Source organism: Prescottella subtropica (assembly GCF_005434945.1).
GTDB classification, from domain to species: domain Bacteria; phylum Actinomycetota; class Actinomycetes; order Mycobacteriales; family Mycobacteriaceae; genus Prescottella; species Prescottella subtropica.
This window is the reverse complement of record NZ_SKCH01000018.1, coordinates 1-21,994: the sequence shown is the minus strand read 5'-3', so window position 1 is coordinate 21,994 and position 21,994 is coordinate 1. Positions and strand designations below refer to the sequence as shown.

At 67.5% G+C, this 21,994-nt stretch carries 27 protein-coding genes and 1 pseudogene; 24 read left to right on the top strand and 4 right to left on the bottom strand.

Annotation, left to right across the window (positions count from 1 at the left end; translation table 11 throughout):
- Positions 1 to 21 precede the first annotated feature (21 nt).
- From E0497_RS15095 to E0497_RS15040, 14 genes are all read left to right on the top strand, one after another.
- Positions 22 to 525: a hypothetical protein gene (locus tag E0497_RS15095; RefSeq protein WP_161987424.1), complete on the top strand. Its 504-nt coding sequence runs from the start codon at positions 22 to 24 to the stop codon at positions 523 to 525.
- Positions 526 to 674: 149 nt separating this feature from the next.
- The gene (locus E0497_RS15090) at positions 675 to 854 is read left to right on the top strand and encodes a hypothetical protein (protein WP_137725613.1); all 180 of its coding nucleotides are present in this window, start codon (positions 675 to 677) and stop codon (positions 852 to 854) included.
- A gap of 521 nt (positions 855 to 1,375) precedes the next feature.
- Positions 1,376 to 3,517, top strand: coding sequence for an ADP-ribosyltransferase (locus E0497_RS15085; protein ID WP_338325474.1), 2,142 nt, complete (start codon positions 1,376 to 1,378; stop codon positions 3,515 to 3,517).
- A gap of 58 nt (positions 3,518 to 3,575) precedes the next feature.
- Positions 3,576 to 3,761, top strand: a complete 186-nt coding sequence (locus E0497_RS15080) for a helix-turn-helix domain-containing protein (protein ID WP_137725611.1) — start codon at positions 3,576 to 3,578, stop codon at positions 3,759 to 3,761.
- Positions 3,758 to 4,813 (top strand): ADP-ribosylglycohydrolase family protein, encoded by a 1,056-nt coding sequence (locus E0497_RS15075; RefSeq protein WP_137725610.1) that lies wholly within the window; start codon positions 3,758 to 3,760, stop codon positions 4,811 to 4,813. The genes E0497_RS15080 and E0497_RS15075 overlap by 4 nt, the downstream gene beginning before the upstream one ends.
- A 122-nt stretch (positions 4,814 to 4,935) precedes the next feature.
- Positions 4,936 to 5,544, top strand: a complete 609-nt coding sequence (locus E0497_RS15070; RefSeq protein WP_137725609.1) for a hypothetical protein — start codon at positions 4,936 to 4,938, stop codon at positions 5,542 to 5,544.
- A 648-nt stretch (positions 5,545 to 6,192) separates the two neighbouring features.
- Positions 6,193 to 6,981, top strand: a complete 789-nt coding sequence (locus E0497_RS15065; protein ID WP_241665907.1) for a YaaA family protein — start codon at positions 6,193 to 6,195, stop codon at positions 6,979 to 6,981.
- Positions 6,982 to 7,007: 26 nt separating this feature from the next.
- On the top strand, positions 7,008 to 7,424 hold the full coding sequence (locus tag E0497_RS15060; protein WP_137725608.1) for a DUF6573 family protein: 417 nt from the start codon (positions 7,008 to 7,010) through the stop codon (positions 7,422 to 7,424).
- A 70-nt stretch (positions 7,425 to 7,494) separates the two neighbouring features.
- Positions 7,495 to 7,839: a hypothetical protein gene (locus tag E0497_RS15055; protein ID WP_241665906.1), complete on the top strand. Its 345-nt coding sequence runs from the start codon at positions 7,495 to 7,497 to the stop codon at positions 7,837 to 7,839.
- Positions 7,840 to 8,513: 674 nt separating this feature from the next.
- A complete protein-coding gene (locus tag E0497_RS15050) occupies positions 8,514 to 8,879 on the top strand; it encodes a hypothetical protein (protein WP_137725607.1) in 366 nt (121 codons plus the stop codon).
- Between the two features lie 437 nt (positions 8,880 to 9,316).
- On the top strand, positions 9,317 to 9,481 hold the full coding sequence (locus E0497_RS20620) for a hypothetical protein (protein WP_170312983.1): 165 nt from the start codon (positions 9,317 to 9,319) through the stop codon (positions 9,479 to 9,481).
- A 136-nt stretch (positions 9,482 to 9,617) separates the two neighbouring features.
- Positions 9,618 to 10,355, top strand: a complete 738-nt coding sequence (locus tag E0497_RS15045; RefSeq protein WP_241665905.1) for an HAD family hydrolase — start codon at positions 9,618 to 9,620, stop codon at positions 10,353 to 10,355.
- A gap of 236 nt (positions 10,356 to 10,591) precedes the next feature.
- Complete coding sequence (locus tag E0497_RS20445) at positions 10,592 to 10,738, top strand: hypothetical protein (protein WP_161987423.1); 147 nt, start codon at positions 10,592 to 10,594, stop codon at positions 10,736 to 10,738.
- Between the two features lie 115 nt (positions 10,739 to 10,853).
- Positions 10,854 to 11,354 carry a hypothetical protein gene (locus E0497_RS15040; RefSeq protein ID WP_137725606.1) on the top strand — a complete coding sequence of 167 codons (501 nt, stop codon included), beginning with the start codon at positions 10,854 to 10,856 and terminating at the stop codon, positions 11,352 to 11,354.
- Positions 11,355 to 11,764: 410 nt separating this feature from the next.
- On the opposite strand, the gene E0497_RS15035 is transcribed toward E0497_RS15040, so the two are convergent.
- Positions 11,765 to 11,986, bottom strand: a complete 222-nt coding sequence (locus E0497_RS15035) for a hypothetical protein (protein ID WP_137725605.1) — start codon at positions 11,984 to 11,986, stop codon at positions 11,765 to 11,767.
- A gap of 270 nt (positions 11,987 to 12,256) precedes the next feature.
- Here E0497_RS15035 and msrA point away from each other — a divergent pair, with 270 nt between their 5' ends.
- Positions 12,257 to 12,769: a peptide-methionine (S)-S-oxide reductase MsrA gene (msrA, locus tag E0497_RS15030; protein ID WP_137725604.1), complete on the top strand. Its 513-nt coding sequence runs from the start codon at positions 12,257 to 12,259 to the stop codon at positions 12,767 to 12,769.
- Positions 12,770 to 12,818: 49 nt separating this feature from the next.
- On the opposite strand, the gene E0497_RS15025 is transcribed toward msrA, so the two are convergent.
- Entirely contained in the window at positions 12,819 to 13,034 is a 216-nt protein-coding gene (locus E0497_RS15025) for a hypothetical protein (RefSeq protein WP_137725603.1), read from the bottom strand.
- Between E0497_RS15025 and E0497_RS20875 the strand changes: the two genes are divergently transcribed.
- The 6 genes from E0497_RS20875 to E0497_RS14995 all read left to right on the top strand — a co-directional run bounded on the left by E0497_RS20875 (position 13,027) and on the right by E0497_RS14995 (position 17,207).
- On the top strand, positions 13,027 to 13,296 hold the full coding sequence (locus E0497_RS20875) for a hypothetical protein (RefSeq protein ID WP_241665904.1): 270 nt from the start codon (positions 13,027 to 13,029) through the stop codon (positions 13,294 to 13,296). The genes E0497_RS15025 and E0497_RS20875 overlap by 8 nt on opposite strands.
- A gap of 345 nt (positions 13,297 to 13,641) precedes the next feature.
- On the top strand, positions 13,642 to 14,211 hold the full coding sequence (locus E0497_RS15015; RefSeq protein WP_137725602.1) for a hypothetical protein: 570 nt from the start codon (positions 13,642 to 13,644) through the stop codon (positions 14,209 to 14,211).
- Positions 14,212 to 14,226: 15 nt separating this feature from the next.
- Positions 14,227 to 14,784, top strand: a complete 558-nt coding sequence (locus E0497_RS20545) for a hypothetical protein (RefSeq protein WP_137725601.1) — start codon at positions 14,227 to 14,229, stop codon at positions 14,782 to 14,784.
- Positions 14,785 to 15,874: 1,090 nt separating this feature from the next.
- The gene (locus tag E0497_RS20870) at positions 15,875 to 16,237 is read left to right on the top strand and encodes a hypothetical protein (RefSeq protein ID WP_241665903.1); all 363 of its coding nucleotides are present in this window, start codon (positions 15,875 to 15,877) and stop codon (positions 16,235 to 16,237) included.
- 365 nt (positions 16,238 to 16,602) lie between these two features.
- Positions 16,603 to 16,821, top strand: a complete 219-nt coding sequence (locus tag E0497_RS15000) for a toxin HicA (RefSeq protein WP_137725600.1) — start codon at positions 16,603 to 16,605, stop codon at positions 16,819 to 16,821.
- Positions 16,821 to 17,207, top strand: a complete 387-nt coding sequence (locus E0497_RS14995) for a type II toxin-antitoxin system HicB family antitoxin (protein ID WP_137725660.1) — start codon at positions 16,821 to 16,823, stop codon at positions 17,205 to 17,207. Before E0497_RS15000 ends, E0497_RS14995 begins: the two co-directional genes overlap by 1 nt.
- A gap of 132 nt (positions 17,208 to 17,339) precedes the next feature.
- Here the strand turns inward: E0497_RS14995 and E0497_RS14990 are convergent, their stop codons facing one another.
- Both E0497_RS14990 and E0497_RS14985 read right to left on the bottom strand, forming a co-directional pair.
- A complete protein-coding gene (locus E0497_RS14990; protein ID WP_137725599.1) occupies positions 17,340 to 17,597 on the bottom strand; it encodes a hypothetical protein in 258 nt (85 codons plus the stop codon).
- A gap of 176 nt (positions 17,598 to 17,773) precedes the next feature.
- Positions 17,774 to 18,295, bottom strand: coding sequence for a hypothetical protein (locus E0497_RS14985; RefSeq protein ID WP_137725598.1), 522 nt, complete (start codon positions 18,293 to 18,295; stop codon positions 17,774 to 17,776).
- A gap of 1,279 nt (positions 18,296 to 19,574) precedes the next feature.
- On the opposite strand from E0497_RS14985, the gene E0497_RS21010 reads away from it, so the two are divergent.
- The 3 genes and pseudogenes from E0497_RS21010 to E0497_RS20865 form a co-directional block, all read left to right on the top strand.
- Complete coding sequence (locus E0497_RS21010) at positions 19,575 to 19,706, top strand: hypothetical protein (protein ID WP_277751689.1); 132 nt, start codon at positions 19,575 to 19,577, stop codon at positions 19,704 to 19,706.
- Positions 19,707 to 20,044: 338 nt separating this feature from the next.
- Positions 20,045 to 21,598 (top strand): IS1634 family transposase, encoded by a 1,554-nt coding sequence (locus E0497_RS14975; protein ID WP_137725596.1) that lies wholly within the window; start codon positions 20,045 to 20,047, stop codon positions 21,596 to 21,598.
- A 123-nt stretch (positions 21,599 to 21,721) separates the two neighbouring features.
- Positions 21,722 to 21,850 (top strand): annotated as a pseudogene (locus E0497_RS20865) (ISAs1-like element ISMul1 family transposase); the annotation flags it as partial.
- Between the last annotated feature and the right edge of the window lie 144 nt (positions 21,851 to 21,994).

The window sequence follows — 21,994 nt, the reverse complement described above, 5'->3', positions numbered from 1 at the left end:
CGGGGGACGGAGCTCGAAGTCATGGGGAAGACGATCCGGAAGATTGCTCTCGGGGTCAGCGCGGTCGCGCTGACCGCAGGTATCGGAATGAGCGGTGCCGCGACCGCGTCCGCGGACCCGATCTCCGATATCGGGGCTGCGGGATATCAGGCGCTGTTCGACGCGCACGTCCCGGTCTACGAAGTCGTGGGCGTCGAACATCACGGCGTCAACTCCCGTCCGCCGAGCAGCGTCGGCTACTCCGACGGCCAGTACCTGCACTTCGTGCGTGTCCCAAACGCGCAGGCCGGCCAGCCCGGGACGGTCAAGTACGCCATCGGTGGGGCGGCGCTGCCGAACGAGTTCTGGCTGCCACAGAACTTCTCCGGCGCAACCTTCCCGATCCCGTCGGTCAACCCGCGCCCGAGCTCGTACGGTCAGGGCACGGTCTGGGACTACCTGCCGGCGCTGGTCGGTCAGATCGGCCCGGTCGGGATCGCTGGCGTGCCGGGACCGATCGCGGGCGCCATCGCGATCCCCCGATAGTTACGCACACTGCTACCGACAGCGGCCGTGCCGGCATCCAGCCGGGACGGCCGCTGTCGATCGTGAGGTAGCAGTCTCCGCGACGAGGGCGTGCATCGATGTGAGGCGAGGAGCGTCTCTTCGACTCGGCCATCGCGCAGCGCTTACTGGTGTTGTGCGAGCTGTCTTCTCAGCTTCAAGTTCTCACCCTGCGCCACCTCGAGGGCGTCGCGGAGGGCTGCAGTGTCGACTGCGCCCGCAAGTACCGGATGGTTGCCGGCGTCTACGACCTCGCGGTCACCCGAGGCGACGTCGCTGCGGCACGTACCGCGTGCGCGGGCGCGCGGTGAGGTGGCTGTCGTGATGTGGGCGCTGGGCACGGACGTCGGTGAGGGGGACAGCCCGGCAGGCAACGTCGTCGAGTTCCCCCATCGTCCACAGGTTTCTCCACACCTGTTGTGTGACTGCGGGAGTGCGTGGTGGCAGGCCACGGTGTGTATCGAGGACGGTCGGATCACGGGGTATCACCGGCCGGTGATGTGCTCGCACTGCGGGCGAGAAGCGGCGCCCTGACCCGAACATCGGGCAGGTGCGCAACGAAGAGGTCGGATGCCGAGGGGGCTTCCGGCCTCTTTGCTGTTTCTGGATGTGCTGTGCTGCAACAGCACCCCGTTTCCACAAAACAAAAGCATATTGTAAAGTTTGGTGTCGACGAGACCGTGCACAGACAACGAGGGGAGAGCTGCGTGAACGACACGTCCCGCACGGAAGATCTCCTCGCGTTCCCCCGCTCGACGCCGCGCGCCGACCCCGGTACTCACCCGTCTGCCGTGGGGTAGGGGACGTGTCGTTTCCCCAGTACAATGCCCGTGTGTGTCGCTCGAAAGTGCATGGAACCGGCCGTCGTTGCCCCGGCTGCGGTAGCTACGCCGCCGCCGCGAAGGCCAACGGGAATCGCCGCCTCGGACGTGAAGCCCGCAAGAAGGTCGTCGACCACCTCAAGGAACAGGGGCTGATCGAGACCGCGGCCGCGATCCAGAAGGCGCCGCCGAGCGTGCTCCAGGAGTTCATGGAAGGACTCGGGATCGACCCCGAGGTCCTGGGCAAGACTCCGATGCCGAGCACTCACGCGAACCCGCCGAGCGCGAAACTGCTGATCGCGCAGGCGAAAGCGGAGAAGGAGAAGCTGTCCGCCCCGAAGATCACCCCCGCGCAGGCGGCTGTCGAGGCAGCTGAAGGGGCGGTCGCGCAGACGGACGCCGACGCCGACGAGGCCCGCAAGGCCGTCAACCGGCACCAGACCCGGATGCGGAAGGCGAAGAAGGACCTCGAGGCGGGCATCGGCAGCGCCGCCGCGGTCGCCGAGCACCAGCAGGCCGTCGACGACGCCAAGGCCGCCTATGCCGACGCGAAGCGCCGGCAAGCCGAGGTCCGTGACGACCTCGCGGCCGCGAAGTTCGGGCTCCGCGACGACATGAACGACGAGGACCGCGACGCCTACTACGCGTCGCTGTCCGACGACGACGTCGCCGCGATCAGCCGGTCGATGAACCGCAAGCACGCCGCCGAAGCCACCGCAGCCCTCGCCGAGGGGCCCGTCCTCGCACCGGCCGGGATCGCCCGCGACACCAGCATCTACACCTCCGGCACGGTGCCGATGGAAACCGGTTCGGGTGTCGAGCAGGTCGAGGGCCGGTTCCTCGACGGCGGCACCGCGATCGTGCGCCGCGGCTACTCCGACTTCGTCGTCCTGCAACGCAAGGGCGACGCCTACCATCCGGTGGCGACCGCAACCAGCAAGTCTGACGCCCTCGCCAAGGCCAACCGCATCCCGATCCTCGTCGAGCCGGACCCACTGCCCGCCGGTGCCACCGAGATGCAGCGCCAGGCCCACTCGGTCAAGGGTGACCTGCTCCTCGATGTCGCCGGCAAGGCCGCGCTGGGCAAGGCATCGACCGCCGAGTCGCAGAGCAAGATCATCAACGACGGCCTCGCCGGCGCGCACGAGAAGATGACCGACGCCGTCGGCGCCGGCACCGCCCGCGCGGACATCTTCGACGGCACCAAGCGTCACCAGAAGCGGATGCGGGAGCTGGCGGCCGTCCAGGCGGGGGAGAAGGCCCGCGCCGCCGCCCTCGCTGCCGGTAAGACGAAGGCGCAGGCCGACGACGCCTACGAACGCGCGCACCGGCGCGCGCTCGGCACCCCGACCCGCGGCGGCGGCGTGATCCCGCACTTCGAGCACAAGATCCCGCCGGACAGCCTCGGGGCCGAGAAGCACCAGAGCCTGTGGCGCAGCGGTATCCGCGCGTACGGCAAGGAGACCGCCGACGACTACGCGGTCATCCACCAGAACGCGGGCAACCTGTCAGCGTGGGGGTTCTCCACCAACGGGAACACCGTCCAGACCTCGGATCTGTCGGCGCTGACCGCGCACAACGCCGCGTTCGTGTCCAAGACCCTCACCCAGCACGAACGCGGCGCCCTGACCACCTACACCGGCGGCAGCTACCGGACCATCAACGCCGCGGTGACCGGCCGCGACCCGAACCCCGCGGCGTCGACGAAGACCGTCGTCGCCGGCATCGAGTCGGCGTTCGACAAGTTCAACGAGCACAACCCGAACACCGCGCCGATGACCGTCATGCGCGGCACCCGGGTCCCCAGCGGATGGAAGGGCACTCCGGCCGAGTACATCGACCAGGCGTTCACGGTCGGCTCCAAGGTGCAGATCGGCAAGATCACCTCGACGACGACCAGCGCCCAGACCGCGAAGAACTTCACCGGGCACCCGCCGTACATGATGGTCATCCGCACCCGCAGCGGCATCCCGGTCAAGTCGATCTCGCACTTCAAGGGCGAAGACGAGGTCATCGTTCCGACCGGCACCGACCTGCGCTGCGTCAAGGTCGACCACAAGGGCATCAACGGCGTCCCGACGGTGTGGCTCGTCGCCGAAGACCTCGTCGCCGAAGCCGATGGAAGCCCCACCCCACTCAAGGCCGTCGCATAACCTGAAAACACGCATTGAGCTGGTAAAACGACACGTCCCCCTATCGAGAGAGAACACCATGAACAGCCACCTGACCGACGACCAACTCGACGACATCCGCCGCCGCCTCGCCGATGGCATGGACCCCGACGACATCGCCGACTTCTACGGCCGCATCGCCGACCTCGACCTCATCGAGATCGCCCGCGTCCGCACCGCCGCCTACGAGATCCAACAAGAACAGCAGCAGAAGGATCAGACGTGACCGCACCCGCCACCGCCACCACCCGCGCCCGCTACGGCAACGCCCTCACCGGCCTGGCAGCCGGCGACGCCTGGGGCTACCAGGTCGAGTTCCGCAGCTACGCCACCATGCCAGCCTACCCCGTGCCCGCCCCGGCGGGGGAGTGGATCATCAGCGACGACACCCAGATGACCCTCGCGCTGCACGACGCCCTCGCCGAGCCGACCGACCTCGCCGACATCGACGCCATCGTCCGGCACTTCGTCCTGTGGCAGGTCGACCCCGACAACAACCGCGCACCCGGCCGCGCCTGCATGGGCTCGCTACACCGCCTGCGCGCCGGCGCCCGCTGGTACGACCCCGACGGCGCCCGCGAATCCGCCGGCTGCGGCGCCGTGATGCGCCTGGTCCCCGCCGCGTTCGCCCCCGAGCCCTACTGGCTGGGCCTGACCGCCCTCCAGGCCGTCGTCACCCACAAGCACCCCCGTGCGATCGTCCCGGCGCTGCTCCTGGCCGACGCGATCCGCCACGCCCCCGACCGTGGTGGCCGGCTCCTCGAGCACGCCCTCGCAGAGGCCGGCCGGATCTACGACGGCACCAGCGACTGGCTGACCGACCCCTACCTCGCCGACGTCCTCGCCCCCTACCGAGGGGATGTGTCATCTGTGCTGGTAGACGGCCTAAATGATGAGGTGGTGGACCTCCTCCTCGCGGCCGCCGAGACCCGGGACCGGCTCGCCGGGACCGACCCGGCCCACTACGGCGACCCCTGCGCCGGCATCGGTGAGGGCTGGGAATCCGCCAGCGCCATCGCCCTCGGCCTGCTCGCCGCAGACCTCGCCACCGCTCCCGTCGGCGCAGCCACCGCCTCGCTGACCGGACCCGAAGCGCTGGCGTGGGCGGCCACCAGCAACGGTGACTCCGACTCCATCGCCTGCATCGCCGGCGCGATCATCGGCGCCGCGCACACCACCGCCAACTACTGGAGCCTGTCGGGCCTGACGCCGCGGTTCGAGCCCCGCTACGCCGCCGCGATCACCGCGGCCGCCGACCAACTCCCCGCCGCCACGTAGAAACCGCAGGCCACCCCGTAGGAGAAATAGGGTGTGAACTGCGAAAATGACACGTCCCCCTTTCCTGCACAGGCAAGGGGGAGACCGCCGGACGGCCACACCGCAACACGGAAGAGGAACCGATGCACCCCGCCATCACGACCGCGTTCGCCGCCGCCTGGGTAGTCGGCGGTGTCCTCGGGATCATCTGGGCCCGCCGCAACGCCGAATGCCGCGGCCCCGCCGACACGCACCGCGTGATCGCCGTCGCGACCACAGCAGTGTGGTTCGGTGCGCTACCACTGATCGGCGCGATCGGCGACAGCCTGAACCTGTCCGGCCGGGCTCTCGACCTCACGTACGCAGTTGTACTCACCGGAGGCGTGACCCTGACCGCACGATCCGTCATCGCGCAGGTCCGCGCCCGCCGCACCCAGTTCCGCGAGCACCAGCAGCAGCTCCAGGACGAGGGTGCGCCCACGACCCGCTACTTCTGGCAGCCCGGCGCGATCGCCATGTGGACGTTCGGTGTCGGCGTCGCCCTGGTCTTCGCAGTCGGGATCGGCGCCGTCTCCCTCATCGGCGCGCTGATCGCACCGGCGACCGTCGCCGACGTCGACCGGATCTCGCAGCCCGCCGCGTACGCCATCACCACCTGCCTGTTCGCACTCCTGCCCATTTCCGCCGGCACAGGACTCTGGCGGTGGCAGCAGATCCGCCGCGAGCATCGGCAGCACGTCGTCGCCCCCTGACCAGCGGGCGTCCGCCGTTGCGCCTTGCGCTGGATCAGCAACGTCGCACCGGCCGCATGAACGCTCTCGCCGAAGTCGGGAAATGGTCGACTACCAGCGGAAACGACATGTCCCACACCGCCCCTACAGCCACTAGCGGGTATCAGTACCCATAGGGGAGTGGGGCCACTCCACCCCCGGGCCCACCCTTCGCGCCTGGCTGCGGGCCGCCGACGGGCACCAGTTCGCGCAGGTTTGTGTACCGACCCGAGCCGCCGCCGGCTGCACCGGCCTCAGCCGGCGGCTGTGGGGCGCCTCATCGGGTGTTTCCCCGGCCGGTAGTGAGGGTGACCGGCCGGCGTCACAGAGTCGAGACTCGGCGCCGTCGTCTTGGTCGCGTCCGCCGTCGGCTGCGGGGCAGCTCCCGGTAGGAGCGGTATTCACATAAACATCACATGACCTGCATAAATGACACGTCCCCTCGTGCTGGTTCGGCCTGGGAAGAGGGTCGGCGCAAGGGGTATCACTCCGGTGAGGGTGTCTGGGCGGACGGCGCGAGATCTGTTGCGGGGGATCAGTGCTCGCGGTCCACCCGGTTGCAACAATGCAAAATGAAATTGTAATGTTGTGGGTGTTGACGCACCACCGACGAAAGAAGCCCCGCACCGAATGGCGCCCATCCACCAGCCGGCCTACCGATACGGCGACCCCACCCTGACCGCCCCGCCCCCCGGCCGCGCGCTGATCGAGACCATCGGCCTCGTCGAATCGCTCCCCGGTATCGGGCCGAAGACCGGCGGCAACTACCTCGGAATCCCGCTCTCGATCGGACCGCTGCACACCCGGCTGCACCGCCCCTACGACGGCATCGACATGACGCTGCCCAACACCGACCTCAAGCCGTGCACCAGCACCTTCTACGTCGCCGCACACGCCCGCGGCTGCTTCACGCTGGCCGAGCAGCCCGGATGGCACTGGCTGCGGTGGACGGTCGCCGAACACCTCGCACACGACGCCGCCCAGCCCCAGCGCACCCGGCCCCTGGTCATCGTCCCCTGCGGCGCCACCAAGCTCTCCACCCCCGAACCCGTCCCCGCCGGCCAGCTCTACACCGGCACCTACCACCGCCTCGGCCTGCGCGCAGCCGCCGCACTCACCGACCCCTCATCCACCCGAATCCTGTCCGCACTCCACGGACTGCTGCCCCTGGACCGACCCGTCACGCCCTACAACCTGCGCCTCGGCCAGCCCGGCGCGATCACCACCGACACCCTCCGCGCCCAGGCCGCCGAGCAGAACCTCCTCGAGCACCCCGACGTCGTGCTGTTCGGCGGCCGCGACTACGTCGACCTCGCACACCGGATCTGGCCGCACGCCCGCACCCCGCTCGCCGGAACCCGCGGCATCGGCGAACAGCAGCAGCGACTCGCCGCCATCGCCGCCGGCCACCTGAACTGACCCGCCCCACCGTCAAGGAGAACCCCATGAACGACGACCTGACCAGCCTCTACGGCCCCGTGATCGCCTCCTACACCCGCGCCGACGCCCTCACCGACGGCGTCCTCCACGACGTCACCGACATCGCCCGCGAACACGGCATCTTGCTGCCCACCGCGATCGCCGCCCACGCATGGGCCGCTGCCGTCGCATGGCACACCCCCGCCACCGCCGCCGACTACGAACCCAGCCGCACGTGGACCGTGCTCCTCCACGCCGCCCACGCACTGCGCCGCGCCAAGCGCCTCGGCCGAGAAGGCATGCAGGAGTTCACGTTCGTTCCCGCCCCGGACCTCGACGAGACCTACGACCTCGACGACACCTACGTCACCCTCGGCATCGAAGTCGGACCCGGAGACCACGGCGAGGCCGTTCTCACCATCACCGCGATCGCCGACCGCTGACCACCGCCCATCCCTCGTGGGGCCGCACCCGTGCCGGTGCGGCCCCACGAGGACCTACTCCAGGAGTGCGATGACCGCCACCGACCCGCTGACCAGCTACTACCCGCCCGACTGGGACACCCGGCCCCGCGTCGAGAAATGGAACGGCCACCTCACCCGCGAGGACTGGCTCGAGCGCGACAAGGCCGACCTCGTCAGCATCATCGACCTGCTCAACCACCAGGTCACCACCGCGAAACAAGACGCCCTCGACGCCACCTACCTCGCCGAATGGCGCATCCACCGCATCCTCACCGAAGTTCGCGCCTGCGCCCGGATCTACCGCCACCTCGTCCGCGACCGCCGCCGCGGACGCAAAACCGCCCGCATCGACGACCTGCTCACCCTGGCCGCCGGCACCTCCGACGCCCGCTGACCGCACCGCCCGCTCCGGAACGAAGGCGCAGAAACCTGCGTTGAACAGCAAGAACGACACGTCCCCCTCCCGTGTATCGCACCGGCGCATCTCCGGTGAGGGGGTCCGCGCGGCCACCGAACCCTGTCCCGCGACCGCCCGCCGACCAGCGTCGCTCCGGGGCGCGGCCGCACTCGACGCCGCCCAGCTGCGCGACCGCGGCCGTTCCAGCGCGAAGCGGGAGCGATGTTCCTGTGCCGGCGCGGCCGCGGCGGAGGGCGTGAGATCGTCGACACCCGAGCAGCTTCCGATGCGGCCAGCCTCGTCGGCCCGGCGCGCCGCCGATGGTGTGCAGGTTCTCGCTCGTTGATCCTGGCGCGAGACCGGGTTGGTGAAACGCCTGTTCGCGTGGTCTCCTGGACTTGTAGCCCTCCCCCCGGCTACCGATTCACGCCCCTGCCGCCAACCCCCCACCGTGCGGCAGGGGCGTTCTCTTTTGCCGCTGTGACCAGCGGAAATGACACGTCCCGAGGGTGTCTCGTCGTCGATGTCGGTGCATCAGCTTGCAACTATGCAAAGTCATATTGTAATGTTTGTGATGTCGGGCAGGCTGGAAGAGCAACCACTCGGCGGCGAATCACAGTGGCCGCCAGCCGTATTCGAGCCCGAACCGTCAACGACGTCCAGGAGGACACATGAGCGCATACGCTGTCGACATTCAGCCCGGCACCGGCTTCGAGTTCAAGAACCAGACGTTCACCGTCAACGTCGACGCCGAAGGCTTCGACTCCGCAGCGCGCCGGGGTATCCGCCGCGCTGTCGACCGCGCCGAAGAGTGGAACGCCGAACACCCCGACGAGGTCACCCCGCGACTGGCCGACCGCAACGCCTACCGCGTCGTCGCTGTCCGCGCCCTCGACGTCGACCTCGTCGGCGCGGCCGCGCCCGCACCGGCCACCGCGGTCGCCGCCCATCCCGCAGGACCCCAGGCAGCGACCCTCATCGTCGCGATGGACGTTTCCACCGTCCTGGCCGCGCTCCACCAGCAGCACGGCCACTGACCGACGATCCCTGGAGGGAGGAGCCCAGATGGGCTCCTCCCTCTTTTGGTCGCGGCGGCCGTGTCGAGCGCCGCAGACACCCCGACCGTCGCACGGTGTCCGACGCCCACTCGGCCACCAGGGGACGTGTCATCTATGCAGGTAAAGGCACTGACTTCGGTGACAGGTCGCGCCCGGTCGTACCGGCTGAGTCGGCCCCTCGGATGCAGGTCCCCTGCCCGCCCGTCTCCACGTCTCGGACCGTCGGACACAGTGCGCGCCCCTGCCGGCGAGAGGGGGCGGGGCGCGGTAGGCGGGGCGAGACGGTGGCCGACGCCGGCCACACGGGTGCAACCGCGCCACCGCCGCGCGAGCATCCGAACTCGAAAATCTGGCCGTGAACAGGGAAAATGACACGTCCCGCTTGTCGGTGACCCGTACTGCCCGAGAGGAAACCCATGCAACCCGGCGACCATGTCCGCATCCGGCCCGGCGGCGTCTCCGTCTTCACCGTCGTCAGCATCGACGACGAAGACGGCACCGCCCTCGTCGAAGCCGTCGGCGACGCACCCGGCGCCTACCCCTGGTCGGCGAAACTGACCGACTTCGTCCCCGCTGATTGACCCCGCGGGCCGTGGTGGCCGCGATAGGACACCACGACGATCCCGAGCCGGGAAGAACCCCAATGTCAGGGTGTCCGCCGACGGCCGCACCACCGCGGCCGCACACGACGAATCATCACCGATCGGAGAGTCACCCATGTCGAAAGACCGCGAAGTGTCCTTCAAGGACCGCCCCAAGCCCTGGTTCGACCCGCCGAAGCCCGGCCCGACCGTCCTGGTCGACATCGACGGCGTCGTCGCGAGCATGGACAAGTTCACCCATCTGCTGGCCGCCCCGGCCTACAAGGACCGGGACTGGAAGTCGTTCCACGCGAACTTCAAGCACGCCGACCTGATCCGGCCCGTCGGGAAACTCGTCCGCGCACTCCACGACGCCGGCTTCACCATCGCGTACACGACCACCCGCCTCGACCAGTTCATGCCGGGGACTGACCGGTGGATTCGCAAGAACTCGCTCCCGCCCGGTCATATCGAGTCCCGCAGCCTGTGGATCGACGGCTCGATCCGTCCTGCCCTCGACGTCAAACGGCGCCAGTGGTGGCGGTGGCAGGACAAGTACCAGCAGGACAACCCGTTGGTGGCCTGGATCGACGACGAGCGGGCCGCCGTCGACGCGCTGCGCGAGCAGGGCTGCCCGGCGTGGCTTTCCAGTGACCTCCTCGAGCAGTACGAGTCCGGGGATCTGGTCCCCGCTATCGACGTCGGCCCCGAACCCGCCGACTCCCTCGCGTTGTGTGCAGAAGCTGCGCGGTCGGCCTGGGACGCGTCGCAGGCCCCGTTCGAGGCCCGGCAGCGTGAGTGGCGCACGCGGCACGCCGAGCGGATGAGGCAGCGCGCGATCGAGAAGCGTATGCAGGGACGCACCGTGGCCTGATCGTCGACGCCCTCGGGTACCTGTAAGGCCCCTCCCGGGAGATCCGGGAGGGGCCTTCGTTGTGTCGCGGCGGCCATCCCAGGCGGGGCTCCCGAGGGTGTTCTTCATCCGGGACGTGTCATTTCCGCTGGTCAGGACGTGTGGAGGGTGTGGCGGTGTGCGCCAGGATGCAGCGGGTTGCAACTATGCAAAGTCATATTGTAAAGTTGAGGTGTTCCCAACGAAAGGAGGACAACATGTCCCAGGAGATCGAGCAGGCCCGCAAGCGCTACCGCGCCGCAATCAAGGCGGGCGACCGCGACGAGTTCATCGCCGCCAAGAGCGACCTGATCAAGAAGGCCACCGGCACCACGATCCCCGCCGACCAGATCGACTACATCTAGGCCGCCGGAGGGGCCCACACGGGCCCCTCCGCCTCGCCTGGCGGACACCCCACCCACCCCTCGACGCACCACACCGGCCTACACGCAAGCCAACGACCCACTCAAGGGAGAACCCATGACCGATACCGCGATCGGCCACCTGACCGACTGGACCCACTGGCACTGGGCAGGAATGGTCCTGCTCCTGGCAGTATTTGTCGTCCTCGTGGCCTTCTCTGCCGGGGTGACGGTGCTCGGGTTGGACGCCCGCACCGAGGAACTGACACCGATGCTCATCGCGGCCGGGGCCGCCCTCGTCGGGTACATCGGCTTCGTCGTCGTGCTGGGCAACATGGTCCGCCATCTCCCGAGCATCTGGGCAACCCTCGGCACCGTCGCTCTCGCGGTGTTCGTCATCAGCATCTGCCAGAAGTGGTTCGTCGACTCCGTCGACGACACGAAGGGCCGGGGCCGGGTCTGGCAGATCGGCACCGTGATCTCCACAGCCCTCGGCCTCGTCGTCGTCCTCTACGACGCCGTCCAGCGTCTCGCAGCCTGGCTGTCGATGGGCTTCGGCGCCCTCGTCATGTTCGCTGTCGTGGTCGCCCTCTACTCCTCCATGCAGACCCGCCGCTGAACACGCCTCCCCATGCGTCGGTCCCGAGACTTCACCGCAGTCTCGGGGCCGACGCGCGTCACCGCGTTCAGGTGACTCCACCCGCAGCAGATCGCCGGGTGCGCGCCGTCCTTCAACTCATGACCACTCCGGCCACCGCATCCACAAGCGCACCCGACCGGAGCAGCCGGCACCACGAGAACGGCAACCACGACACCGAGGAACGCCCCGGCATCATCAGCTGAGCCGCGCACGGTGACCGCAGATCGGGGCAGGAAGCACCCTCGACAGCCGATTCCACGTCGACCCCCGCGCCACGAGCCAGCCAACATACGACACCGGGGGACGTGTCATCAATCCAGGTAAACGCATAGATTCATGGGCTCAACGGACAGAGAACGGCCCCGCGGTGGTGTGGGGCCGTTGGTCGTCTATGCCGACGACGTGCCGGTGGTCGCTGCGACCGCCTCCGGATCGAACGACAGGATCGCCATCCCCGGCAGCCGCATCCGCGGCCGCGTCTCGCGTTTCGGGTCGGCGTCCAGGTGGGTCAGGTCGCGGACACGAACGCCGAGCAGCTGCGCCAGGGCCACGGTCTGGTCCCATGTCGGATACTCGCGGCCGATCTCCCACCTGTCCACCGCAGGTTCCACAGATTATCTCCCGGGAAGACGCGTCATCCCGGGATCCACAGGTTCAGATCATTGCTCGTTGTGGCGTGGTGAGGGACCCTGAAGCAGGACTGCTTGGAGGGGCTCCGGCCAGTATGTCGGCGATGGTCTGCGTGGCGCGTGGGCAGGGCTCGGATAGGTTTGTGCGAGCGGGTATCTATCAGCCAGGCCGTCAGCGAAGTCTCTCGAGCAAGCCAGGATCAGGAGTCGTGGTGCGTCGGATCTGTCTGGCTTTCATGGGGAGGAGATGGAATGGCCGACACACGGAAGGCGATTCTGGCTGGCGGATGTTTCTGGGGCATGGAGGATTTGATCCGTCGGCAGCCGGGTGTGGTGTCGACGCGAGTCGGCTACACCGGAGGGCGTAACGACCGTCCCACGTATCGCAATCATCCAGGTCACGCCGAGGCGGTGGAGATCGTCTACGACCCAGCTCGAACGGACTACCGAGCCCTGCTCGAGTTCTTCTTCCAGATCCACGATCCGACGACGGAGAACCGTCAGGGCAACGACATCGGGACCGCATACCGTTCGGCGATCTTCTATCTCGACGACGATCAGAAGCGTGTCGCTTTGGGCACCATTGTCGATGTCGACGACTCACGTCGATGGCCCGGCAAGGTGGTGACTGAGGTGACCCCGGCGGGCACATTCTGGGAAGCGGAGGCCAAGCACCAGAACTATCTGCAGCACTACCCGGACGGCTACACCTGCCACTTTCCGAGACCGAGCTGGAAGCTGCCGAACGGCCGAGGCGGCGTGTAGCCGCGACTCAGGTACCGAGATGCGCGGGGCTGGACGTCGCTGATCCCGATCAGTGCCAGCTGCGCCTAGCTTGCTCGCGGCGTGGATTGGTGTCGTGCGCGGGGTTGGTCTTGCTGCGGTGCAGGTAGATGACACCGCGGTCGGGGGCGAGGGTGAACGGTGACCCGTCGGCGCTGTGGGTGAGTCGTATCGTCTGCAGGCGATGCTGTTCTTCGACCGCATGTCGGGTGGACGGGGTGATCAGTTCATGCGCGGCGTTGAACAATCCTGCCCCGCCGTTTCCTCCGCCCATCCGGCGCCAGTGGATCCAACCCTGTTTCTCCGCCCACCCCCACCCCGCCCGAGTCGCCGGTGACGACCTTGCGGTCGCCGTAGCCTGGCTGCACGACGTCGTCGAGGACACCGAGACCACGCTCGCAGACCTCGAACAGTCGTTCCTGCCGGAGGTGACTGCCGCCGTCGACGCTCTCACCCGCCGCGACGGCGAGACCCCGGCCGACTACTACGCCAGGTCCCGCTCGCGCTGACCGTCGACCTCGCCGACCTCGCCGACAACAGCGACTCGAAGCGCCTCGCACGACTCGACGACACCACCCGAGACTGCCTGACCGTCAAGTACGCCCGCGCCCGGGCCGAACTGATCGAGGGTGTGTAGATCCGGTGACGAGGGCGGCCGCCGCTGCGTCGACCAACGGCGCCACCGCGCCCGGACCATCGACGACCTGCGCCCCGACTCCGCACCGGATCGGCCCGATGTCGAGTGGGCCCGGGACCCGGCCAACACCCCGGAATAGCTGTACGAGAACTACCCGCGCCTCGTCGCCGGCACCGTTGTCGATCTGATGGCCACCGCGAAACATCAGGAGGCGCAGATGACCACCGATGTTCTCGCGGCCCTGCCCGACGATGTCCGTATGCACGGTCTCGCGTTTCGGATGAAGAGTCCGGACTCCCTCGCTCGCAAGCTCAACGACCGCTACGAGGAGAACCTGAATCGAAGTATCGACGCCACCGCCGGGAAGATCACCGACGTCGTCCGGTCCACCGCGGTCACCGACTCGGACCGGCTCGTCGACACTGCCCGCACGATGACCGGCCTGCTCACCGAGCGCGGGTGGACGGTCGTCGAGGTCGAGCAGTCTTACATCGACGGGAACCAGTACAAGGGCGTGCACATGCTCGCCCGTCACCCGGGCGGCCGGATCGCGGAGTTCCAGTTCCAGTTCCACACCGAGGAATCGCAGAAGATCAAGGACACCACCCACGTCGACTACGAGACGGTCTGCAACCTCGACGTGCCGGTCGCCGAGCGCGCCGCGTTGGTGGAGAAGATGACCGATCGATGGGCGCAGTTGCCCGCGCCGGCTGGTCTGGTCGAGTTGACCGAACTCGGTGGGTGCCCGGTCACGCCGAAGATCTACACGCCACCGAAGATGGACTGAGAGAAGGGACGCATCATGAGCCTCTACATCGTCAGCGAAGACGGACAGGACCTGTGGTTGGCCTACGTCGACACCGAGCAGTCCGGCGTCTACGCGTACATCCCCAACTTCGGCCGCTTCGTGTTCCACCGGCCGCTCGGGCAGGACTTCTACTGGGACCGGGAGATGGCCTGGACTCCCGTCGACGCGGCGACGGCCCGTGGCATCGTCGCTGACGGTGTCCTCGGCAAGGTCGACGGCCGCCGACACAAAGACTTCCTCGCCAAGTACGAGGCCGAGACCCGGCAGCGTTCGATCGAGGATGTCTTCGGCGCACAACCGGTCACCGACCGCGCCCCGTCCCCGCGGGAGCAGGCCGCGGCGAAGGTCCGGACATTGGCGGCCACACGACCCGGGGAGTGGGTGACTTGGAAGGTCTACGGCCACGGCCGCCGGCACAGCGCCGCGGTCGCGGCCCGGGATCTGCGGGTCGGGAAGATCGCCGCCGTCGCGAAGTCCGGCCTGCACATCGACTCCCGGGTCACCCCGACCGCGGACGGCCGGTTCGCAGTCGAGGTCGCCCGCACCGCATAAAACACGTGGTGGTCAGGGGAAATAGCACGTCCCCTCGGCTCTCAGTCGAAGGGCGGTATCCGGGTGAGTGTTCCCCCTCGCCGGATACCGCCCAGATCGCTCACGACCCCACCGCGCCGAAGCGTTTGGCGTTGCCCCGAACTTGCCGCCCGACCACCTCAGATGGTCGATCCCAACTGACGGCCACCATCGACGCTACCCGCGATCACCGAGCCCGCAACCCGCCGATCGCGACACTGACCTGCGCACGTTCCGGTTTCGGACACGCAAACGAGCAATATTCATCGTCGGCTTCGACCGCGGCCAGCGGGGGCCGGTGATGGTGCCGCGAGCGCCCGTGAGGCACCGCGTCGCCGGCGAGGAAGCGGAGCAGACAAGCTCGGGCGAAACGAGGAGCGCGGCGCCGCACCGATTCGGCAGATTCCGGCGTGGGGCCACTCTCCTCGTTTGCGACCTGCGCTGATGGCACGTCCCGGCAGGGAGGTCTACCGGGGCGCTGGGACTGTGTCCAGGGTGCAGCAGGCGAGGTCGTCGGCGTAGGCGACGAGGTCCCCGAACGCCGGGCCGTGGAAGGTCTCGGATTCCCCGCGGCCGCTGGTGCCCCGGCCACGGTCGGGGAGTAGGTCGCTGAGCACGACGACGTGCGCGGACCGATGGGCATGCTGTTCGAGTCGGTGCTCGAGGTCCCGGAGCGGGGGGGGGGCGCCGGGTGCCGGGCTGTTTGATCGCGGACACCTGCGCCGATTGCCAGTGCCGGGTGATCGTCCAGCCGTACTGTGTGCCGAAATCGGTGACGAGCCGGTGGTGCCGGGCAGGCCAGTCGGTGGTGTGGCCGATCTTGACCCACCCGGAGTCGAACTCGACCATGTACAGGCAGCCGGTGTCGCCGCCACGCCGCAGCGGGCCGTCGAGGAGAGTCATCGTGCCGTAAGCGACGCCGAGGATCGTGTCGTAGACCATGTTCCACCTCCGCCGGTTCGAAGGGATCGTGTGCGGTCACTGTGGACCACGGCACCGACAACCCGTGAGACCGGTCAAACCCGGGGCTTGACAATGTCCGGTCACGCCGAAGATTCGCACCCCACCGAAGATGAACGGAGAGAAGGGACGCACCATGAGCCTCTACATCGTCGGATACCTGGGCCAGGACCAGTGGTTGGCCTACGAGGACACCGAGGTGGCACGGATCTACGCGTACGTGCCGAACCTGGGTCGTTTCGTGTTCCACAAGCCTCTGGGTCAGGACTTCTGCTGGGACCGTGAACTCGACTGGACCCCGGTCGACGCGCAGGCCGCCCGCTCGATCGTCACTGCCGGCGTCCTCGGGGAGCTCGATGGCCGCCGGCATGGTGATCTTCTGGCGGAGCTGACCGCGGAGCCGGACCGGCGCACGCTCGCCGAGGCGTTCGGTGCGCAGTCGGTCGCCGACCGGACACCGTCCTCGCGGGAGTAGGCGTCGGCGAAGGTCTGCACTCTGGCGGTCACGCAGTCCGGGGAGTGGGTCACCTGGAAGGTCTATGGCCACGGCCGTCGACACAGTGCGTCCGTCGCGGCCCGGGACCTGCGGGTCGGGAAGATGCCGACGTCGCGAAGTCTGGCCTGCACATCGACTCCCGGGTCGCCCCGACCGTCGACAGCCGGTTCACGGTCGAGGTCGCCCGCACCGCATAAACCTGCTCTGGTCATGGGAAATAGCACGCCCCCTTCGGACGAGAGATCCGGAGGAAGGTGGCGGGTGGCGTCGGCCGTTCGGGCGGTAGCCGACCATCCATCTAGCCCCCCTTGACTTGAATTATCCAGGGGGGCTAGACTTATGATGTGAAGAGGGTTGACCTGCTCAAGGAGTTACGGGACTACGCGCGGGCTCACGGGCTCGAGTACGGCGAGACCGAAGGCGGTAACCACACCAAGATCGTGCTCGGGGAGCGCCGGACGGTGGTGGCCCGGCATACGGAGATACCGGACCTGCTGGTGAAGAAGATCCGCAAACAGCTCGAGATACCGGCACCGCCGGCAGGGAAGAAGGGGACGACATGATGAAGGTGACCGCACACGCCACCCGCGACGGCAGCTGGTGGGTTGTCGAGGTTCCGGAAGTGGACGGGGCGTTCACCCAGGCCCGCCGTCTCGACCAGATTTCGGCGATGGTCGCGGACGCGGTCGCGCTCCTCGAGGGCATTCCGGCCGCGGACGTCGACGTGACCCTCGACGTCGACCTCGGTGATCCCGGGGTCCTCGAGGAGGCCCGCCGGGCCCGCGCGCAGGTCGAGGCTGCCGCGCGCGCGCAGGAGGACGCGGCGCGTGCGTCACGTGCTGCTGTCGCGCATCTGCGGCACCGCACGAAGTTGTCGGTCCGGGACACCGCTGTCGTGCTCGGAGTGAGCCCGCAGCGGGTCTCTCAGCTCGACCACGCCCCGGCCTGACCACCGCGGCGCCCGTGCCGGCGAACCGGGGTGTAGACCGACAGCAGCGGCCCCGCACCGATCGTGGTGCGGGGCCGCTCTCACATCTGTGACCTGGCCTGATGACACGTCCCGGCCAGGGCAGTCCGGGTTCTACCGGTGCTCGGTGGTGGGAGTGCGGCGGGCGAGGACGTCGGCGTAGGCGACGAGGTCGGCGAAGATAGCGCCGTGGAAGGTCTCGGATTCGCCTCGTCCGCTGGTGTGGCGGCCGCGGTCGGGCAGCTGGTCGCTGAGCACGACGACATGGCCGGGCCGGAAGGCATGCTTCCGGAGACGGCGCTCGAGGTTCCGGAGGGGGAACGCCAGGTGCCGGGCTGTGTGATCGCGGACACTGGGTTCGGCTGCCGTCATCGGATGATGGTCCAGCCGTCCTGTCCACCGAAAGCAGCGACGCATTGTGGTTGCCCGGGTCGTGTAGATGGGTCGCTACGCCCAAAAGTCTGTGCCGAGCAGGCAGTTCTAGAATGAAGAAGGTGTTGTCCCGCCGGCATGCTCCCGGCGGGACAGCACCTTCTAGGCGCGCCTCGTTAGTTGAAGGCGACGTTCAGGCCGGTGGCGGAGTTCGTGCCGGCGACCTGTCGTGAGAAGAACTGTCCGAGCTTGACGGTGCCGCTGTAGGGCAGCTTCGACGTCACGGTGGCGTCGGGGGTGCTCGGGTTGGCGTCGTTGTCCCAGGCGAAGGACGTGGGCGTGACGCTCAGGACGACCTTGCCGCCGCCGGTGATGGTGGAGACGAGCGACGAGTCACCGGTGAGGCAGTAGGTGCCGTCGGCAGCGGTGGTCGTGGTCAGGGTCTTGCTCGGGGTCGAGGCGCCGAGGGAGTACAACTCGCCCTTGACGTCGACTCCGCCGACCGCCCGAGCTCCGGACGGGAGTGCGTTGTTGGACGATCCGGTGCCGGCGCCGACGAACGCGGTGCCGCACATCTGGTAGTCGGGCGGGACGCTGACCGTCGCCGGTGCGGCGGAGCCCGCCGCGCCGACGACCGGGGTCGCTGCGGTGGCCGTTCCCATGCCGAGCATGGCGACGGCGGCGGCCGAGGCCCCCACCGTCGCTACCTTCGCGAGAGTTCTCACAGTTTTTCTCTGTTCAGTCGAAGGATCGTCGAATGCTTGCAAGCAGTCATGTCCGTGATCGAACGTGACGCCCCGATACTGGCATGAACGTTCATGTTGCGTGCGTAAAACAAAACATTCCCGAGAGATTGTTTCCAGGCCGGAAAACATGAATGGGCACCTTCACGCGCGACGCGCGTGAAGGTGCCCATTCAAAGTTTCAGTGCGACGGCGTATGGGCCGTCAGCTCATTTGCTCGGCGCCCATCATGCTGCCCAGCAGCGGCAGGTTTCCGGCCATTGCGAGTGAGCTGATGAAGGTCACGAGAACGTTCTCAAGCATCCGTGTCTCCGTTTCTAGATGGGCTTGACGAGGGCGAGGAGGAACTGGGTGAGCCCCTCGAGGACGTTCATGCCCGAACCTGCGAATAGCAGGGTGAGGTCCTTGCTCATTGTGGTGCTACCTTCCGGTCAGACGGTGATGCCGAGGGATGCCTTCATGGGCATCGAAACGAGCAGGGTGTAGAACATCTGGCCTGCCATCGGCATCAGCTGTGCGAGTGAGGTCATGAGATTCCTTCCGGTGTCAGGCCGCGTCGGTCGCGGACATGGTCATGAGGTCGCCCAAGCTGCTGAATCCCTGAGTGATCAGAAGCTTCGCGAACGCCGAGAATGCTGTCGCAAAGTCGATGGACAACTCTGCTCCTTTCATGGTTTGTGCAGGTGAAAGTTATCCGGGCTCGTGGGATGCGCCCAGAATGGTTTCGTTCTGCATCTGTGTATGCCGGGCTCGTGAGGTGAGCGCGTCAAAATGACTGCCCGTGCACGCCCGGGGAAACCAATAATGGACACGTCAGTGCACTGGGTGGTCGATTGCTTCGGCGAGCTCTGGTGGGCGTCTCCCCTCGTGATGCCATCGAGCCTCGGTCCTGTCACGGTCTGAAACCGGTTCGTCAGGATCGGTTACGCGGCCGTGATCGACACAGTAGATCACCGGAGGTCGCGGATGGGGCAGTTTTGGTAAATAGTGCAAACTTCAATTATTGTACTGGAGTTCAAGGTTTACAGGTAAAATACTTTGCCAGTAAGTGGGGGCGGCGCATTCATCCCACCCCTTCAGGCGTGATTGGCCTGGCCAAGTGAGACGGTGGTTCACCTGGCCACGCCTTCCTGAGTCAATCCATCGTCCGGCAGGGAGCTGCTACGCAGGCGGTAGGCCCATCCGGGATGGCGAGTTCACCGCCGGCACCTACCTGTGGTGGCGTGACCGGGGCGTGCTCACCTCCTCGGAGGCGATGCTGTCCGCCGGCTGCGGCGTGGCGATGGGCGCGTGGCGGTATCCCTGCGCGATCCGCCACGGCCGCAACCCCGTCTACCTGCCCGGCGAGGCGTTCACCGGACGCTGAGCACGGCGCTGTCCCCACCGGAACCAGTGCGGCGCGGCGATCGGGGCGGGTTCGGGCTCTCCCAGCTGATGGCCCCGAACCGGGACCGGGTCGGGGTTGGCGTAGGCGGGCAGGTCGGTGGCGGGCCGCCGGGTGCATTCGGCCCATCGTCCGGCGGGGATGATCAGGTCGGTGCGGCCGGCGTCGTTACCGAAGACCAGGGCACCGTCGACGACGGTGACATCGGTCCTGACTTGCACAGGTTGACGGGCATTTCCGCTGCCGGCTGGTGTTTGTGCTGGTAGCGGGATCGCGAGTCGGCGATTTGGGGCACTAACGGGTCGGTAGGATCGTCGGTTGTGGCTGCCTATATCCGTAAGGTTCGGACCGCGTCGGGGGCGACGGCCGTGCAAATCGCGGCGAAGGACGGTGGCCGCCACAAGATCCTCGAGCACCTCGGCTCCGCGCACACCGACGGTGAGTTGGCTGCCTTGTTGCAGGCGGCGCGGGAGAAGTTGCAGGCCGGCCAGCAGGAACTCGACCTCGGTCTCGGTGGTGGTGAGCGGGGGTCGGTGATCGCGGCGAAGCGGTCCCGTTGGCTGATCGAAGCGATCGAGACCGGCTGGTGCCGGTTGGGGTTCGACGAGATCGACGACGACGCGTTCTTACAGTTGGTCCTCGGCCGACTCGTGGAGCCGACGTCGATGAGCGACACGGCCCGGGTCGTCGGCGAGATCGGTCTGACCCCCGCGCATCGCAACACCTACGCCACCGCGTTGAAGCGTTGCGCCACACGTGATTACCGGGACCGGATCGCCACGAAGTGCTTCGAGTATGCCGCGGCGACCGGTGGTCTGAGCTTGGTGCTCTACGACGTGACGACCCTGTATTTCGAGGCAGAGAAGGAAGATGAGCTCCGCAAGGTCGGGTATTCGAAGGAACGGCGGGTCGATCCGCAGATCGTGGTCGGGTTGTTGGTCGACCGGACCGGGTTCCCGTTGGAGATCGGCTGTTTCGAGGGGAATCAGGCCGAAACCCACACCATCGTCCCGATCATCAGGCAGTTCCAGGACCGGCACGACATCGCCGGGGTCGAGATGGTGATCGCTGCCGACGCCGGGATGCTCTCCGCGACCAACTTGAAGTCCCTCGACGACGCCGGGCTCAAGTTCATCGTCGGCTCCCGGGTCGCGAAGGCGCCGGCCGATCTGGCGAACCATTTCCATTGGAACGGTGACGTTTTCGTCGATGGTCAGGTCATCGACACGGTCACCCCGCGGCATGCGAAGAGCACCGTCAACAACGTCAAGAAACGGGTCGAACCCGTCTGGGATCCGGTCGGGCACCCGAAATCGTGGCGGGCGGTCTGGCAGTACCGCAGCAAACGAGCGATCCGCGACAACCAGACATTGAACGCCCAGGAAACCCGGGCTCGCGAGGTCGTCGACGGGGCGAAGGCCCCGAAATCCACGAGATTCGTCAAGACCGCCGGCAAGGATCGCAGCCTCGACGCCGCGGGCATCGAACGCGCCCGGTCGCTGGTCGGGTTGAAGGGCTACGTCACGAACATCCCCGCCACGATCATGGGGCCGGGCGAGGTGATCGGCAAATATCACGACCTCTGGCACGTCGAGCAGTCGTTCCGCATGTCGAAAACCGACCTACGGGCCAGGCCGATGTTCCATCACACCCGCGACGCGATCGAAGCGCACCTCACCGTCGTGTTCACCGCACTCGCGGTCGCCCACTACCTGCAGACCGAGACCGGGATCTCGATCCGTTCCCTGGTCAGGACATTGCGGCCGCTGCAGGAAATCAGCCTGACCATCGCCGGCCAACCCCACACCGCCGCCGACCCACTCACCCCAGACGCCGTCGCGATCCTCACATCGCTGGACCTACCGGCCCGCTGACCGGGGCACTAAAACTGTGCAAGTCAGGCCACACCGCCGCCGACCCACTCACCCCAGACGCCGTCGCGATCCTCACATCGCTGGACCTACCGGCCCGCTGACCGGGGCACTAAAACTGTGCAAGTCAGGTTCGACGAAGACCGCTCGACCGTCCGCACCGGCAACGCACCCCAGGTGATGGCCACCCTCCGCAACACCGCCGTCGGCATCCTCCGCTTAGCCGGCCACACCAACATCGCCAGCGCGCTACGACACCACAGCCGTGATCCACACGGGACTGCCCCCGGTTTGGTTGACACCCAATCTGTGAGGATCCGTCCTCACGATGGAAGGATGTCCCCATGCCGAAGCCGTTCCCCGAGGAGTTCCGACGCGACGTCATCGCCGTCGCACGCA